This window comes from Colwellia sp. RSH04 (genome assembly GCF_003545765.1).
Taxonomy (GTDB): Bacteria; Pseudomonadota; Gammaproteobacteria; order Enterobacterales; family Alteromonadaceae; genus Colwellia.
In genome coordinates this window covers 1-16,861 of record NZ_QXIO01000004.1, presented here as the reverse complement: position 1 = coordinate 16,861, position 16,861 = coordinate 1, and the positions used below count along the sequence as shown (strand labels likewise).

At 38.9% G+C, this 16,861-nt stretch carries 13 protein-coding genes and 4 tRNA genes; 13 read left to right on the top strand and 4 right to left on the bottom strand.

Annotated features, from left to right (window positions below):
* Positions 1–124: 124 nt before the first annotated feature.
* The 3 genes from nosZ to tyrS form a co-directional block, all read right to left on the bottom strand.
* Positions 125–2,023, bottom strand: coding sequence for a TAT-dependent nitrous-oxide reductase (gene nosZ / locus D1094_RS07780; protein ID WP_118959540.1), 1,899 nt, complete (start codon positions 2,021–2,023; stop codon positions 125–127).
* Between the two features lie 64 nt (positions 2,024–2,087).
* Positions 2,088–4,241, bottom strand: coding sequence for a transcriptional regulator NosR (gene nosR / locus D1094_RS07775; protein ID WP_118959539.1), 2,154 nt, complete (start codon positions 4,239–4,241; stop codon positions 2,088–2,090).
* A 362-nt stretch (positions 4,242–4,603) separates the two neighbouring features.
* Positions 4,604–5,803, bottom strand: a complete 1,200-nt coding sequence (gene tyrS, locus D1094_RS07770; RefSeq protein WP_118959538.1) for a tyrosine--tRNA ligase — start codon at positions 5,801–5,803, stop codon at positions 4,604–4,606.
* Positions 5,804–6,222: 419 nt separating this feature from the next.
* Here tyrS and D1094_RS07765 point away from each other — a divergent pair, with 419 nt between their 5' ends.
* From D1094_RS07765 to D1094_RS07745, 5 genes are all read left to right on the top strand, one after another.
* Entirely contained in the window at positions 6,223–7,455 is a 1,233-nt protein-coding gene (locus D1094_RS07765) for an OapA family protein (RefSeq protein WP_404851458.1), read from the top strand.
* Positions 7,456–7,478: 23 nt separating this feature from the next.
* A complete protein-coding gene (locus tag D1094_RS07760) occupies positions 7,479–8,639 on the top strand; it encodes an anhydro-N-acetylmuramic acid kinase (protein ID WP_118959536.1) in 1,161 nt (386 codons plus the stop codon).
* A 178-nt stretch (positions 8,640–8,817) separates the two neighbouring features.
* Positions 8,818–9,012, top strand: a complete 195-nt coding sequence (locus tag D1094_RS07755) for a hypothetical protein (protein WP_259337864.1) — start codon at positions 8,818–8,820, stop codon at positions 9,010–9,012.
* Positions 9,013–9,194: 182 nt separating this feature from the next.
* Positions 9,195–10,598 (top strand): Na+/H+ antiporter NhaC family protein, encoded by a 1,404-nt coding sequence (locus D1094_RS07750; RefSeq protein WP_118959535.1) that lies wholly within the window; start codon positions 9,195–9,197, stop codon positions 10,596–10,598.
* Positions 10,599–10,775: 177 nt separating this feature from the next.
* Positions 10,776–11,822 (top strand): isoaspartyl peptidase/L-asparaginase family protein, encoded by a 1,047-nt coding sequence (locus tag D1094_RS07745; protein WP_404851456.1) that lies wholly within the window; start codon positions 10,776–10,778, stop codon positions 11,820–11,822.
* 6 nt (positions 11,823–11,828) lie between these two features.
* On the opposite strand, the gene D1094_RS07740 is transcribed toward D1094_RS07745, so the two are convergent.
* Positions 11,829–13,049, bottom strand: a complete 1,221-nt coding sequence (locus tag D1094_RS07740) for an Nramp family divalent metal transporter (protein ID WP_182440127.1) — start codon at positions 13,047–13,049, stop codon at positions 11,829–11,831.
* A gap of 182 nt (positions 13,050–13,231) precedes the next feature.
* Between D1094_RS07740 and murB the strand changes: the two genes are divergently transcribed.
* The 8 genes from murB to D1094_RS07700 all read left to right on the top strand — a co-directional run.
* Positions 13,232–14,299 carry a UDP-N-acetylmuramate dehydrogenase gene (gene murB, locus D1094_RS07735; RefSeq protein ID WP_118959533.1) on the top strand — a complete coding sequence of 356 codons (1,068 nt, stop codon included), beginning with the start codon at positions 13,232–13,234 and terminating at the stop codon, positions 14,297–14,299.
* Entirely contained in the window at positions 14,292–15,263 is a 972-nt protein-coding gene (gene birA, locus D1094_RS07730; RefSeq protein WP_118959532.1) for a bifunctional biotin--[acetyl-CoA-carboxylase] ligase/biotin operon repressor BirA, read from the top strand. Before murB ends, birA begins: the two co-directional genes overlap by 8 nt.
* Positions 15,260–15,988, top strand: a complete 729-nt coding sequence (locus D1094_RS07725) for a type III pantothenate kinase (RefSeq protein ID WP_118959531.1) — start codon at positions 15,260–15,262, stop codon at positions 15,986–15,988. The genes birA and D1094_RS07725 overlap by 4 nt, the downstream gene beginning before the upstream one ends.
* A 150-nt stretch (positions 15,989–16,138) precedes the next feature.
* Positions 16,139–16,214: transfer RNA gene (locus D1094_RS07720), tRNA-Thr, on the top strand.
* 53 nt (positions 16,215–16,267) lie between these two features.
* Positions 16,268–16,352 (top strand) — tRNA-Tyr (locus D1094_RS07715).
* Positions 16,353–16,420: 68 nt separating this feature from the next.
* Positions 16,421–16,495: transfer RNA gene (locus D1094_RS07710), tRNA-Gly, on the top strand.
* A 16-nt stretch (positions 16,496–16,511) separates the two neighbouring features.
* Positions 16,512–16,587, top strand: a tRNA-Thr gene (locus tag D1094_RS07705).
* A gap of 86 nt (positions 16,588–16,673) precedes the next feature.
* A partial coding sequence (locus D1094_RS07700; protein WP_259337863.1) for a GTP-binding protein occupies positions 16,674–16,861 on the top strand: 188 nt, incomplete at its 3' end.

The window sequence follows — 16,861 nt, the reverse complement described above, 5'->3', positions numbered from 1 at the left end:
TCCACGTTTAGTTTGTATAGCTGCGTGACAGAACACGTTCTGTTGTTGATTTTTATCCATAAAAAAACCTGATACTAACGCATCAGGTTTTTAGTTACTAAACTGTTTAGTATGAAGTTAACGCTTATGCTTCAACTAACATACGACCACGCATTTCCATGTGTAGCGCATGACAGAACCAGTTACAGTAGTACCATTGAACACCTGGTTTATTCGCTGTAAAGGTAATAGAAGAAGTCGCTTGTGGACCGATTTCCATTTGTACACCGTGGTTAGTCATACAGAAACCATGGGTTACATCTTCAACCATATCTAAGTTAGTTACGATAACCGTTACTTCATCACCTAGCTTAACTTTAAACTCAGTCATGCCGTAGTTCGGTGCGATAGATGTCATGTAAACACGTACCTTCTTAGGATCATTCTTATCACGAATAACTTTGTTGTCAGTCATGGTATTTACGCCATCTTTCTTAGCTTGTGCCAAGGTAGGAGCGAAAATTGAATCATCACGCGACCAAACTTTATTTGGTTTTACTTTACTACGGTGAATGATTGTACCGTCATGTGGTTCAGCGAAAGTAGGACCATCATGAACAAGTTTCATTTCATCGCCAGAGATATCAATTAATTGATCATTTTCTGGTTTTAATGGACCAACAGGTAAGAATCTATCTTTAGAGAACTTACAAAGCGAGACTAACCATTTACCATCAGCGTCACGCGTTTCACCTGAAGACGTTGAGTTATGACCTGGTTGGTAATGTACATCAAGCTTTTGACGAATATAGTTAACTTTTTTACCTTGGTACGCTTCAATTGCTTCTTCAATATTCCATTTAGCTACTTGGCTATCTAAGAATAACGTTGTGAAAGCATGGCCTTTATTATCAAACGCAGTATGAAGTGGACCTAAGCCTAATTCTGGCTCACCTACGATGGTGTCACGTTCTTTAATTTTATTAGCAAATAAAGCATCTAATTTATCAATAGCGATAATTGATACTGTTGGTGATAATTTACCATTTGCCATGAAGTACTTACCGTCTGGTGAAGTATTTAATCCATGAGGAGACTTAGGTACAGGTATGTAACGAGTTAATTCTGAACCTTTACGGCCATCTAATACAGGTACGTTGTTACCATTGTAAGTTTTGAATTTACCTGCTTTAAGCGCTGCTTCACAACGTGCAAGGTTGAAAACAACCACATGATCACGTTCAGAAGAAATCATTTCGCCTAAGTTCATACCCATTTCTGAGTTATATGAAGTAGACGCGAAATACTTACCATCGTAATCAGCATCGGTGTTATCTAAGTTACCATCAACCATTACTTGGAAAGCAACTTCCATTTTTTCAGCATCGATCACATTGTATAAAGAACGGTAAGTACTAACATCTTCCATGCCAGCTTTACCGTCGTTATTCATTGGAATTTCGAACTCACCATTACATACAACGTATTTTGTATGCGGTACTTTTTGAACACGTAAACCATGTACTGCTTGTACATTAGGAATAGTGATCATTTTATCAACTTTCATTACATCACAACGAATACGTGCTACACGAGAGTTTGCTTTATCGTTGATGAAAACGTATTTACCATTGTAACGACCATCAGTCATTGACATATGAGGATGATGAGAATCGCCCATCATGATATCGGCACTTTCGCCCTTAATACGCTTAGATTCGTCAGTTAAACCCCAGCCTGTAGCAGAGTCAGTGTTAAATACAGGGATACGCATAAGTTCACGCATTGATGGAATACCCATAATACGTACTTCACCAGAGTGACCACCTGACCAGAAACCGTAGTACTCATCTAATTCACCCGGGTGAACTACAGCACTATTACCAGCTTCTGCAGCACGAGCTTTAGCAGTAGATGCGAACATAGCTGCTGTCATAGGGGCAGCTACTGCACCAGCACCAATTAAAGCTGTTTTGCCGAAAAACTTACGACGGCCTTCATTTTCCAATGCTACTTCATTGGAGCTGTTCTCTTCTTTACTCATTGCTTTTCTCCACTTTTAAAATCTTGTCTAATTATGTTTGTTGTATTACTACGTTAAATCTTTTTTAAGCTACATTGACTGCAGGTATTTCTGCTTCTTTAAACTTCTGCTTTTTCCGTGCTAGTTTCTTCAATGGTGGACACTTCTCTTCATTGAAATACGTTACCTGGCAATCAAGACAGTAATGACACTCACGCATGTTGATTTCACCATCAGGGTTAATCGCTTGAATTTCACATTCTTTAGCACAGGTTTTACAAGGTTGACCGCATTCAGGGCGACGTCTTAACCAGCTGAATAGTCTTATGCTATTACTGGTTGATAATGCTGCACCTAGCGGACATAGATAACGACAGAAGAATTTACGGTTAACCACGTTAATCGCTAATAAAGCTATGGCATAAATAATAAATGGCCATTCGCGATCAAATTTTAATAAGAAGGTGGTTTTGAAAGGTTCTACTTCGGCAAATTGTTCAGCAGTCGCTAACGACTCCATCGATAAACCAAACAAGCCAAGTAGAATTAAATATTTAATAGCCCATAGGCGTTCATGTACCGCCCAAGGTAACTCAAACTGTGGGATTTTAATGTAACGCGCAAACACGTTAATTAATTCTTGTAATGCACCGAATGGGCATAACCAACCACAATAAACAGCACGACCCCATAACAGCATAGTGACTGCTGCAGCACCCCATAACATGAAAATAATTGGGTCAAGTAAGAATAAATCCCACGAGAAGTCAGACATAAAGGCTTGTAAGAAGGTAAATACGTTTACGATTGATAATTGCCCGCCCCACGACCAACCAATAAATACCACGGTAATAATTAAGAATAAGTGACGGAAGTTATGCATAAAGGTAGGGTGACGTACTAAAATATCTTGGAAAAACAGTGATGCCAGCAGAAGAACCATAAGTATTGATAAAATGATGACTTCAGAATTTTTTTCTTTCCATACTTGTTGAGCAAGTGTTAATTCAGGCTCTGGCATAATGACTGGCGGACGATTTATATATTTGTCTAAAGTATGGTAGTCTGCTTTAAAACTAGTAAATATGCTGTCTAAAGGACCCGTTTGACGACGAACTAATAATTCTAATTGCCAATCTGACGCTGGGTTGAATTCATGATGCTCACGAATGATAAAAATAGAACGCTCGTTAAAGCGCGGAGCACCATCAATATAAATGTCTGGTAAACGCGTGTGATCTAGGTCTCGAAAGGCAAAGGCTTCACCGTTTTGTAATACCTGAATTCGGTCAAAGATAGCACCACGTACATAACCTGAACCTTTAAATGAATAACCAGTACCCATAAGTGCAAGTGCATGTTCACCTTCTTTAAGGTTGGACATCAGGTATTCGTATTCAGTATCGCCAAGTAAATTGCGACCTATTGTCGGAATATTGACTTGTGCAAAGTATATTTCAGCAAACATATCTTGCTTTTGTTCAGCCGTTGCTTCATCAACATGCTCAGCTTCAGTGCCAACAAACGCTTCATCAACTGTTTTGCGGTTTAAATACAATTTGCGAATAGAACCATCACCTGTCAGGGTCGTCCAATCGGCTTTGGAGTATACATCAGGGTAAATAGTACCCATCGGTTGAATAATTTCTTGGCTAGCGCTAATGATGCCAAGAGAACGAGCTACTTGAGTGGCGGCCTTTACAATCGCAACATTCATTACCATCACGGTTACTGTTGCGCCTGATAAGCCATCTATATGAACAATACCTTCGGTTTGGTTACCACCGACTTTTAATCGGTCTTTAACACTTAAACCGTTATATTGATCGGCAAATTTATGTAATTTCGTTTCAGGTATACCCGCTAAGATAATGGGTTCATGATGCTCAAGTACTTTAGCACCGAGATAGACACCTTCAGGGTTAATCGCAACAAGCATATTAACTGGCTCACCCGAATAGGCAGGGATTTTTGCCAAGTCATTTGTTTCAAAGGCGTAACCTATAACATCTTCACCTTTGTAAATGGTCCAAACTATAGGGTCGCCTTCTTTAGCGGCAACTTTGTCACTAATTTTGGTTTGCTCAGGAAAAATTTCTTTAATCAATGGCATTGGGTCTTTAGGAGGACTAACAAACAATGCTTGAGCAGGGAAAACAACACACAAGGTCAACGCAATAAGTTGTATCAACGTTGTAGAGACTTTTTTCGGAAAATGTTTAAAAAATGGTAATAACATTAATGGCTCGAATTATAAATTTTGTGAGCGCAATTAACTGAGTTAACTGCGACAATATGTCACAGTTTAACGATCTTATGTTTTATCGTTATGATTTAGATCAAGAAAAGGTAGTGAAGTAAATTATGGGATTATAAGGAAAAAGCACGGTTTAATTCCTTGCTCAGCACAAGGTTTATTGAGTAAGAACCAGATAGAACAGTTGGTCTGGCTAATGGTGCAGGTCAACGCTAATACTTATGATTATAAAACAGAGTAAGCGTAAAACTGTTAAATATTCGATCGTTAAGTGAGCGAGTGTTGCGCACTTAATGACCGAAGATTGCTTGGGTTATTCAGTTTATTGATAGTGAGTTGATAAACTATTTAACCGTTACGCGAGCAAATTTACGTTTACCCACCTGATATACAGCTGTGCTACCTGCTGTTATAACTAAGCTCTTATCGCTAACCTTTTCACCTTCAATTTTGGCTGCGCCTTGTTTAATCATGCGCATTGCATCTGAGGTGCTACTGACTAATCCAGCTTCTTTTAATAAATTGGCAATGAGAATTTCGCCGCCTTCAGGAGACAACTCGATTTCAGGCATTTCATCTGGCATTGCACCTTTTTGGAAGCGATTAATAAACTCTTCATGTGCTGCTTGCGCTGCTTTTTCATCATGAAAGCGTTCAATAAGCTCTTTGGCTAAGTCAATCTTTACATCGCGTGGGTTAGAGCCTGCCGCAATGCTAGCTTTGTAGCCTTCAATAACGTCAAGTTCTTTAAAGCTTAATAATTCGTAATAACGCCACATTAAATCGTCTGAAATTGACATGATTTTACCAAACATGTCGCTTGGTGAATCAGTTATGCCAATATAGTTGCCTAATGATTTAGACATTTTTTGTACGCCATCTAAACCTTCAAGTAACGGCATCATTAATACGGTTTGTGGACGCTGGCCCTCAGATTTTTGTAATTCACGACCCATTAATAAATTGAATTTTTGATCGGTACCGCCAAGTTCTACGTCAGACTCTAAAGCAACAGAATCCCAACCTTGTACTAACGGGTACATAAATTCATGAATCGCAATGGCTTGACCATTTGCATAACGTTTTTTAAAGTCATCGCGCTCCATCATACGGGCAACCGTTTGACGAGAGGCAAGCTTTAACATGCCAGCAGCGCCCATTTTATCCATCCATGTTGAGTTAAAGGCAACTGTGGTTTTGGCTGGATCAAGTATTTTAAATACTTGCTCTTTATATGTTTCAGCATTGGCTAAAACATCTTCTTTAGTTAATGGTTTACGCGTAACGTTCTTACCTGTAGGGTCGCCAATCATACCCGTGAAGTCACCAATAAGAAAAATTACTTCATGACCTAACTGTTGAAATTGACGTAATTTATTAATAAGAACGGTATGGCCTAAATGTAAATCAGGAGCAGTGGGATCGAAACCTGCTTTAATTTTTAATGGCTTGCCAGTTTTTAATTTTTCTAATAATTCATCTTCAAGCAAAATTTCTTCTGCACCACGTTTTATCTCGGCAAACGCTTGACTGACATCGGTCATTCCTAGGCTCCACTACATCGTTTTAGGTTGAAAAGTATGGCGAACATTTTTTGTAACATATCGCGAATGGTCGAATTCTACTGTACTTTGGCTACAGGATAAAACCTTAATAGCATTTCAGTGAGTATTTTTTAGAAAAGTTTTGTTATAGTAAGTGATAATTGTTAATGTTTTGATGCCTTAAGCGCTCAATTGAAAAGATCAAAAGTAGTCATTCGTTGAAAAACCTTACAGAAATTTTTTTACAGCTTCCTAAAATTCATCGCATCATAATAACGGCCTTATTATTCGTTATCGTGATTATTTTAATTTCACCTACTAAAGATGCTGAAGAAGAAGCTGAAATGCTTACGGTAGGTAAGCGTTATCAAGTTGTTTTACCACAAAATGGAGAAGCTCAAACCATAACCCCAATTGAAATGCCATCTATTGTTGAGCCTGAACCGAGTGTACCTGTAGGGAAAATTGATGTTGTAGAACCTGCGAATGAATTACCTTCAATCAAACAAAGTTATCAGTGGCAAACGGCAAAAGTAAAAAGTGGTGATTCACTTGCGCGCATTTTTAAACGTCTTGGTTATAGCGCTCAAACAACCTATGCAGTGAGTACAGCAAAAGGTGAAGACAGTAAGTTGTTGAAAAAGCTTGATGTTGGCGATGAGCTAAAAATAGCCAGTGATGATAATGGTCAATTGGTGGCATTAGAATACCCATTATCTAAAACAGATACCTTGTTTATTGATTTGGTTGGTGACAGATATCAATCTCATAAAGAGAGTAAACAAATAGAAGTACGAGAGACATTTAGTCATGGCACTATTACTTCTAGCTTTTGGAATGCGGGTGTTAAAGCGGGGTTGTCTGATGCTCAAATCATTAACTTTGCCAATATTTTTGGTTGGGACATCGATTTTGCACAAGATATTCGTGGTGACGATAGTTTCCATGTGATTTATGAGCAGCAATATGTTGATGGAGAATATATTGGCACTGGCAATATATTAGCGGCAGAGTTTATTAACCAAGGTGAAGTCTTTCAGGCCGTAAGGTTTACTGATGACGAATATTACACACCAGACGGTAAAAGTATGCGTAAAGCCTTTTTGCGCGCTCCAGTTAACTTTAAATATATTAGTTCTAGTTTTAAACGAAAACGCTTTCACCCTGTTCAAAAGCGATGGAAAGCACATCGCGGGGTTGATTACGCGGCTAAAACTGGCACACCTGTAGTAGCCGCGGGTAATGGTAAAGTCACTCATTCAACTTATAATAAGTACAATGGTCATTACGTATTTATTCAGCATGGCAATGGTATTGTTACTAAATACCTGCACTTTTCTAAACGTGCTGTCAAAAAAGGGCAACGCGTTAAACAAGGCCAGGTTATTGGGTATGTTGGTGCAACAGGGTTAGCGGCAGGTCCTCATTTACATTATGAGTTTTTGTTAAATGGCGTTCATCGTAACCCTAGAACGGTAAAATTACCTGACGCTAAACCTATTGATAAAAAGTACAAAGCAAAATTTACTGCATTAGCTCGTGAGCGTTTACTTTCGTTAGAAGGTTCTAAAAGTGCTTTTATTTCGATGAATAAGTCATCAGCAGTACCAGAATCAGTAAAACAAAAACGCACATTAACACCGAGTGATTAAACAATAAAGCTAAGGAGTCAGACATGTATTTTATCGGTTTAATGTCTGGTACTAGTGCTGATGGCATTGATTTAGCTCTGGTGCGTTTTACTAAACATGAGCACAATGACCAAGCAACTATTGAGCTTGTCGCGAGCTATTTTCAATCTTATCAAGCTGAGTTAGCGCAACGTATTAAATCATTTTATGATTCGGGTAATCACGAAATAGATTTAGCGGGTAGTTTAGATATTGAACTTGCCCATCTATTTAGCAAAGCCATTATCACCTTTCTTCAGCAGAAAAACATACCAGCAGATGCTATTACTGCCATCGGTAATCATGGCCAAACTATAAGGCATCGACCTAGTGGTGAATTTCCATTTACCTTGCAGATTGGTTGTAGTCAAACGTTAGCCTGTTTAACGGGTATTAACGTGGTTGGTCAGTTTCGTCAAAAAGATATTGCCCTAGGTGGGCAGGGAGCACCGCTTGTTCCTGCGTTTCATCAACAATTGTTTAACAATGCGGAAATAGATGTTTTTTTTGTGAATATTGGTGGTATTGCCAATATCAGTTATTTACCAAAGCTAAAAGAAAAAAGTGTACAAGGCTTTGATACAGGACCTGGAAATGCCTTGTTAGATGATTGGTTTGTGCACTGTAACCCTGAATCGAAGCATTGTTATGATGAGTCAGGTCAGTGGGGAAGTTTAGGTACGGTAAATCAACCTTTGTTGGCTCAATTACTGTCTGATCCCTATTTTAGTGTAGTAGCCCCTAAAAGCACTGGCCGCGAGTATTTTACTTTTGCGTGGCTTGAACAACAATTATCTCGATTTACAGAGTCAAGCGCCGTATCAATTTCAGCACAAGACATTCAAGCAACCTTAGTCGCGTTAACGGCTAACTCTATTACTGATGAGATAAAAAAGTTATCTCAAAAGGCTAAAGTCATTACTTGCGGCGGCGGTGTTCATAACGATTCGTTAATGAAGCAACTCGCTAATAGTTTACATGAAGAAGGGAGTCAAAATCGTTATGATTTAGTTACCGCATCTGAACTCGGTATAGACGGTGACTCACTTGAGGCAATGGCCTTTGCATGGCTTGCTTATGCTCATGTTAACGAGATAAAAAGTAATATGCCTTCAGTAACAGGGGCAAGTCATCATTGCGTGCTGGGTTTGTCTTATTCTCCATAATTATGTGACCCCCTTTTTATATAGCAGTTTATTCTTGAGTGAATAGTGAACTATTTATGTGTGATGATATCTAACAATAAACAATGCTGTGTTGTGGCATTTTGTCTTACGTAACCTACACTCGTTTAAGTGTTTATATTTTATCAAATTAATTTTATTAAATTAAAAAGGGGGGCTAATGATGAAATTTAGCGATATCCATATTGGAATGAAGTGCGGTAGTACAAAAGGTAGCGGTACTGTGACTTGGATTGACGGTTCAACCAGAACGATTTATTTATCTAGTGCACAAAATAATAATAATTTTGAAGTGAATATTAATGACATTATTGATGACCCACAGGTTCATAATAAAGAGGACAGTTATTATTAACCGTTAATATAAATTACATGGATGTAATAACGTTGAAGCGAAGGCCCAAGTAGTTTTACTTCTTGGGCCTTTTTACTTACCCCGTTCAGGTTGTATAGATAACCTAAAACTATGACTTGTTATTCAAGGTTGCTTTTGTAACACTGCAACGGTTTTAAATAATTCAGAGTTAAAGGTTCTTTATGGAATGGCTTTCAGTAATCCCACCGTTGATCGCAATTATAATTGTTTTATGGAAAAAAGAAGTGATAGCCGCATTATTGGTTGCGGTTTTTTCATCAGAGTTATTATTAGCAACCAAAGGTGATGGGGTTAGTTTATTTCAAGCATTTTTGGGCTTGATAGAGCGAGTGGTTTCTGTGATTAGCTCACCCGGTAATGCGCGATTGCTGGTTTTTAGTTTACTCATCGGTGCTTTACTCGCCTATGTTAGAAACTCTGGTGGTGTAACTGCTATGGTGAATAAACTGGTCAGTAAAGGCATAGCTAAAAGTAAACGGCAAGTCGGCTCAGTTACCTTCTTTACTGGGGTGGTTATATTTATTGAATCAAACTTAAGTGTCTTAACCGCAGGGATTTTATCTCGCGATTTATTTGATAAATTTAAAATGAGTCGAGCGCGCTTAGCCTTTATGATTGATACCACCAGTGCGCCAATTTGTATTCTTATTCTTCTCAATGGCTGGGGGGCATATGTACTTGGTTTACTTAATAATTATGAATTGGGTCAATCTACGGTTTCTATATTATGGGGCACCATTCCACTAAATTTTTACGCCATTATTGCACTGCTATTAGTGGCTTACACCATCATCACTGATAAAGTTCATGGCCCGATGAAAGAAAGTGAAATGAAGCTTCAACAAGAGTCATCAGCCGATCAACCTATTAATCATGCCTTAGTGAAAGAGCAGCTAGTACCTGCAACAAAAGCCCGTTTCATGGTAGTACCTTTACTAAGCATGGTTGTCGCCATGTTCTTTTTTATGTTTTGGACGGGCAATGGGGATATAACACAAGGCAGTGGCGGCAAGTCGGTTTTATATGCAACTTGCTTTGCAGTAGCTGTTGCTTACTTTTTACTGCTTTTCTCGAAACGATTTACTCATCAAGAATTAGTTGATGTTGGCTTTAAAGGGTTAAGTGAACTCTTACCTTTGGTGACCATTGTATTATTCTCTTTAACGTTAGGTGCTAGTTTGAAAGAGCTAGGTACTGGTATCTTTATTGCTGGTTTAGTTGGTGATTATTTACCTGTGGTGATGATAGTCCCTATGTTGTTTCTTGCAGGTGCTGCTATGTCTTTTAGCACAGGAACGTCTTGGGGAACTTTTGCGATATTAATTCCAATTGGTGTACCTCTTATTCAAACTTTAGGGTTACCGCCCTCATTGGTGATTGCAGCCATTCTTGGTGGTGGTGTGTTTGGCGATCATTGCTCTCCTATATCAGATACCACTTGTGTTTCTGCGATAGCTTCAGGATGCGATTTACTTGAACACGTAAAAACGCAATTACCGTATGCGTTATTTGGCGGTGGCTTAACGTTAATCGCTTACTTTGTTGCTAGCGTAGTTATGTTGTAGTTGTTGTTATTTTCGATAATTAGCATGGTGAGCTTTACTTTAAGGTTATTTTTCGGCAGATTGAGATAATCCTCTTTCTGCTGAAAACACATTATGCGTAACATAACGGTTAGCTCAAAAAACATCTCTCTTTCTTTACCTAAAAATGCACTTAAAAGAACGTTTAATAAAACATTGATAAACGGCATTAAAGCCTTAGCTGTGTTAATTACTTGTCAGTTAAGTGCAGCGACAACTGAGCCTCTATCGATAAAAGCTGCTGATAAATCACCCATTGCAATAGCCATTCACGGTGGGGCAGGTGTGATCAAAAAATCACGTTTTACCCCTGAAAAAGAAAAAGCATATCGCGCAAAACTGACCGAAGCGATTAATACAGGTTACGCGGTATTAAATCGTGGTGGGACAAGTTTAGATGCGATTACGGCTGCGATTAACGTACTTGAAAATTCACCTTTTTTTAATGCAGGTAAAGGTTCGGTGTATACCCATGATGAAACCCATGAACTAGATGCCTCTATTATGGACGGTAAAACCCGTCAAGCGGGCGCTGTTGCAGGAGTTAAACGTATTGAAAACCCAATTAACTTAGCGCGGTTAGTGATGGAAGAGTCTGTTCATGTCATGTTGAGCGGTGAGGGCGCTGAACAATTTGCACATAATAAAGGTGTCCCGCTAATTGATAATAAACATTTTGATACTGATAGCAGGTATCAATCTTTATTACGCGCAAAAAAGAAAATGAAAGAAGAGCAAGCAACGAAAGATTATCAGGCGGCACATAAAACCCTTTCAACTGAATACAAAGTTGGTACTGTGGGTGCGGTGGCGTTAGACCAATACGGGAATATTGCCGCAGGCACTTCAACGGGGGGTATGACAAATAAGCGCTTTGGTCGTATAGGTGATGCTCCGGTAATAGGTGCTGGAACTTTTGCTGAAAATGAATCTTGTGCTGTATCAGCCACAGGACATGGTGAGTATTTTATTCGCTACAATGTAGCCGCAGATATATGTGCGCGCGTGAAATACCAAGGTAAGTCGATTCATCAGGCTGGCGATGAAGTGATTAATAGCGTTTTAAAACCCGTGGGCGGTACGGGTGGCGTAATTATAATCGATCAACAAGGTAATATCGCTATGCCGTTTAATACTCAAGGTATGTATAGAGCGAGTAAAACGGCAGATGATGAAACCTATGTGGCTATTTTCTCTGACGAATAGTGCTATTTATAGCAAACCAAACGCTGACATTAAGCTACGAGCACTAAGCATTAGCGTCACAATAATGACAAATGACGCTAATACGTTTTGTAGTTTTGTATTTCTGTATTCTTTTAATGCCACAGTGTTCATCACCCATAATAAAAATATTGCCACAACAGGTAATAAAACCCCGTTAGCAACTTGGGCAAACCAAATGACATTAATAGGTTTATAACCTGATGACGAAATGATAATACCCAATAATAATATCGACCCCCAAATTGCTTTAAAGGCGTTCGAGTTGAGTTGTTTTTTCAAATTTAAAATGCCATTAAGTGCGTAAGCTGCGGCTAAAGGAGCTGTTACGGCAGAAGAAATACCCGCACAGAAAAGTCCAAGTGCAATAAAAAAGCCTGCTAAATCCCCAAATAAGGGTTGTAAAGCAGGAGCAATATCTGCTGCACTGGTTATATTGATGTTCTGTCCAAAAAAAGCACTGGCTGCGGTAGAGACTATGGCAATAGAAATGAGACCGCCTAGCGGGATCGATAAATATAAATCTTGCTTAGCCTTATCAATATCTTCAACGTTATGCCATTTTTCACTGACACTGGCGCTGTGTAAAAATAAATTATAAGGCACAACCGTTGTACCAATTAACGCTATAACGGTTAGCGCTGCGCCGTCTGGTAATGACGGAATAAATAGGCCTGAAAAAAACTGGATAAGGTTTGGTTTAGTAATAATGAAGGTAATTAAAAAAGCTAAACTCATCAAGCCAACTAACGCAATGAGAGCTCGTTCAATGATTTTATAATTGCCTGAAATTAAAATGACGAAAGCGAATAATCCGATGATTAATGGCCAAAAAGAGAATGCACCGAATACAGCTGGCTTTGCAAAGATACTCTCTAAACCAAGACTCGCACCTGAAATATTGCCGCCTTGGTACGCGGCATTACCAATGACAATCGCACTTACCACTAATGAAACTGCTATTACTCGCGCTATAGGGTTTTTGCAGCTGGTGCGAATGTTTTCACCAAGTCCTTGACGAGTCACTATGCCTAAACGTGCAGACATTTCTTGTAAAATAATGGTCGCAATAATTGAAAATAATAATGCCCATAAAAGGCTGTAACCATAGTTAGCACCAGCTAATGTTGCTGTTATGACAGTGCCAGGGCCAATAAAAGCTGCAGTAACTAGTATTGCTGGGCCAAGATTCAAGCGACTATTTTTCATGATGATTTTTATTATTAGTGTTGGTTGACTCAGAGTAATGGTCGGATGAATGATGGTCAAGTGCCAGAAGTTAATCACTGTCTCCTGTTGATGGAGCGCATCATAAGAAAGTGACTTCATGGAGTTATGGTGTTTTTTTCAGTACAATGCTTTCTTTTTAATACATGTCTTATTAACGCTTTATGAATAGTAGTCTTCAACAATGTCTGCAAATTAAGAATAGTTTCAACGTGAAAGCATTTAGTGAAAAAATACTAAAGCCAAATAGTATTGAAGCATTACAAGAAATAGCGGATATGACAGAAGTTATTGAGCAACACTTTTATATTCTAGGTGATGGCAGCAATACGTTATTTGTTGATGAACAAGCGCCGACAATCATACAGCCTAAATTTTCAGGTATAGAGATCACCGAGCATAACGACCACTATAGTGTTCAAGTGGGTGCAAGCGAAAATTGGCATGATTTAGTTAGCTTATGTATTGAGCAAGGCATAAACGGTTTAGAAAACCTTGCTTTGATCCCAGGGAGTGTGGGAGCTGCTCCGGTGCAAAACATCGGCGCTTATGGTGTTGAGTTTGCAAATTTTTGCCGTGAGGTAAATTTTTTCGAGTTCGCCAGTAAAAAGCTAATAACGCTGTCTAACCATGATTGTCAGTTTGCTTATCGAGATAGTATATTTAAAGGGCGCTTATATAATAAAGGTATTATTACTCAAGTAACCCTGGATCTTCCTAAAGGTTGGCAAGGAAAAACTTCTTATCATGGTTTAAATACACTGCCCGATACGGCAAGCGCTAAAACCATTATGAATGCAGTGATTTCCTTACGTCAGAGCAAACTACCAGAGCCAAAAAAATTGCCCAATGCTGGGAGCTTCTTTAAGAATCCCGTTGTAAGTAAAGAGATGTTTGAGCAACTGCAAAGTAAGTATCCATCAATACCAAGTTATCCTCAACCCAATGGTGAGATAAAATTGGCTGCAGGTTGGTTGATAGAGCAAGCAGGCTTAAAAGGCGCTATCTATAAAGAGGTCGGTGTTCATAAAAAACAGGCATTAGTGTTAGTTAATTATGGTCAAGGCACGGGTAAAGATGTATTGAGTTTGGCTAAGTATATACAGCAACACATAAAAGCGGTATTTAACATTGAAATAACCCCTGAAGTTCGGATGATTTCAGCACAAGGTGAGCAACCCTTTGCCTCGTTTACTCACTTCACCCCAATCAGTGAGTTAACTTATGACTAAAGTGATAAAGCAGCATTTAATTAGATCGTTAGCGCAAGGTCAATTTATCTCAGGCCAGCAATTAGGCGACGAACTGAATGTGAGTAGAACAGCTATTGCTAAACACATTAAAGCATTAACCGAATTAGGGCTAGATATATATAGTGTTACTGGCAAAGGTTATAGGTTATCTCAACCAATTAATTTATTAGATAAAAATACAATTGATAGTTTATTAAATGATACCCGCATTGTTGTTGAGGTTCATAACTTAATAGATTCAACTAATGATTACCTAATGAGACGATTACCAAATCAGTTAACACAAGGACAAGTTTGTTTAGCTGAATGTCAAAGTGCAGGAAGGGGCCGTAGAGGAAGAAAATGGGTTTCTCCTTTTGGTTCGCAAATATATTTATCAATGTATTGGTATTTAGAGCAAGGTTTATCAGCTGCTATGGGCTTGAGTTTAGTAACAGCGTTAGCCGTGAGTGATGCTATTAAAGAGTACTGTGATGTACAAGTTCAATTAAAATGGCCGAATGATATTTATATTAATGGTGTAAAATTAGCTGGTATTTTAATCGATTTAGAAGGGCAGGCATTAGAGCCAAGCCATAGTGTGATTGGAATTGGTATAAACCTGAATATGCCAGAGCAAGCTGCGAAAGCAATTGATCAACAATGGACAGATTTACAAAGTCATTGCTCAAAAAATATAGATAGAAGTGAGTTAAGCGCCAGTATCATTAAACACTTAAGAGCGCGACTTGTTGAACACCAAAACCATGGGCTTACACCCATGCTTGATGATTGGCATCAGCAAGATGTTTTTCTCAACAAAGCAGTAAGGCTACTCACGGGCGAACGCGTAACTTCGGGAATTTGTCGAGGTATTAATAACCAAGGCGCGTTAATGTTAGAAGTTAATGGGCAACTAAAGCCTATTTATGGTGGTGAGGTAAGTTTGCGAGGTGCTTCTTGATTCTGTTACTTGATATTGGCAATACCCGTGCTAAGTATGTGGTGCTTGAAAAAGGTATTCGCTCACCAATAAAGGTGATAGAAAATACATCATTTAATAAAGACAGCTTAGATGAGCACTTTACGGGCATCAAAAAAGTAATTTTAGCAAGTGTAGCTAAAGAAGAAATAACCGATACGGTAAAGTCTTGGTGTGTAGATAATATTATAGCTTTCCAGCGTGTTTATAGTGAAAAACAAAAAGGTGTAGTATATTCGGCTTATGATGTACCAGAGCAATTAGGTGTTGATCGCTGGTTAACATTGATTGCAAGTCATGTTTTATTCCCTAACACCAATGTTTTGATTGTTGATGCCGGTACTGCAACGACAATAGATGTGCTATCTGCTTCAGGTTGCCATCAAGGCGGTTGGATACTTGCGGGGGTAGCGACTTTATTTGAGAGTGTCTTAGCAAATACAACCAAGGTTTTAGCAACAAACACGAAGCAGGCGAGTTTATCGTTTGGTCGTAATACCAGTGACAATGTTAATAATGCGTGTTGGGCAGCTACAGTAGGTGCAATTCATCATGCGTTAATGCAAGCAGAGCTTGAAAACTTTAAAATTGAAAAGGTGTTATTAACGGGCGGCAATGCCAAAGTACTTCAATCGCTATTACGTTTAGAATCGATAGTCATTGATGATTTGGTCTTTCAAGGTTTGCAAGCATACGACGAAAAATAGATAAAATAACGATTTCCTGAGTAAAAACAGCGTTAGCTTGAGTAAAAAAACGACAAACGCCGTTCAAACAAGAAAAAACATCGAATTTTTTTAATTTTGCTATTGCAAGGGGCAAAACATTACTCTAGAATTCGCACCACTTAATGTAGTGCCGACTTAGCTCAGTTGGTAGAGCAACTGACTTGTAATCAGTAGGTCGCCAGTTCGATTCCGGCAGTCGGCACCATTAATACTAAAGCTTGCTTTGGTATTGCACTCAATAAGTGTTAGTGAAAATATGGAGGGGTTCCCGAGTGGCCAAAGGGATCAGACTGTAAATCTGACGGCTCCGCCTTCGGTGGTTCGAATCCACCTCCCTCCACCATATTTCAAGTTAAGCTTTAATGCCAAAATAAGCTTAACTTAAAAAACAGAGATACTCTGATAGACGAAGCGGGTGTCGTATACTGGCTATTACCTCAGCCTTCCAAGCTGATGAAGCGGGTTCGATTCCCGCCACCCGCTCCAATCTTTGTAAATGAATGCTGATATGGCTCAGTTGGTAGAGCGCACCCTTGGTAAGGGTGAGGTCGGCAGTTCGAATCTGCCTATCAGCACCATTCTTAAGATTATCTATCCTTTTATCTCAACATTAAAAATGTAAACTTAAACAGTAAATTATTACTATACCCAGAGGTATTTTAAAATGGCTAAAGAAAAATTTGAACGTTCGAAACCGCATGTAAACGTTGGTACTATCGGACACGTTGACCACGGTAAAACTACGTTAACAGCTGCTATCTCTGCGGTATTAACGAAAGTACACGGTGGTGAAGTTCGTGATTTCGCACAAATCGATAATGCTCCAGAAGAGCGTGAGCGTGGTATTACAAT

Coding starts and splice junctions, on each gene's coding strand:
- D1094_RS07760 (WP_118959536.1), top strand. CDS start 7,479: ATGTATTTTATCGGTTTAATGTCTGGTACTAGTGCTGATGGCATTGAT.
- murB (WP_118959533.1), top strand. CDS start 13,232: ATGAATAGTAGTCTTCAACAATGTCTGCAAATTAAGAATAGTTTCAAC.
- nosR (WP_118959539.1), bottom strand. CDS start 4,241: ATGTTATTACCATTTTTTAAACATTTTCCGAAAAAAGTCTCTACAACG.
- D1094_RS07740 (WP_182440127.1), bottom strand. CDS start 13,049: ATGAAAAATAGTCGCTTGAATCTTGGCCCAGCAATACTAGTTACTGCA.
- birA (WP_118959532.1), top strand. CDS start 14,292: ATGACTAAAGTGATAAAGCAGCATTTAATTAGATCGTTAGCGCAAGGT.
- D1094_RS07755 (WP_259337864.1), top strand. CDS start 8,818: ATGATGAAATTTAGCGATATCCATATTGGAATGAAGTGCGGTAGTACA.
- D1094_RS07765 (WP_404851458.1), top strand. CDS start 6,223: ATGCCATCTATTGTTGAGCCTGAACCGAGTGTACCTGTAGGGAAAATT.
- tyrS (WP_118959538.1), bottom strand. CDS start 5,803: ATGACCGATGTCAGTCAAGCGTTTGCCGAGATAAAACGTGGTGCAGAA.
- nosZ (WP_118959540.1), bottom strand. CDS start 2,023: ATGAGTAAAGAAGAGAACAGCTCCAATGAAGTAGCATTGGAAAATGAA.
- D1094_RS07750 (WP_118959535.1), top strand. CDS start 9,195: ATGGAATGGCTTTCAGTAATCCCACCGTTGATCGCAATTATAATTGTT.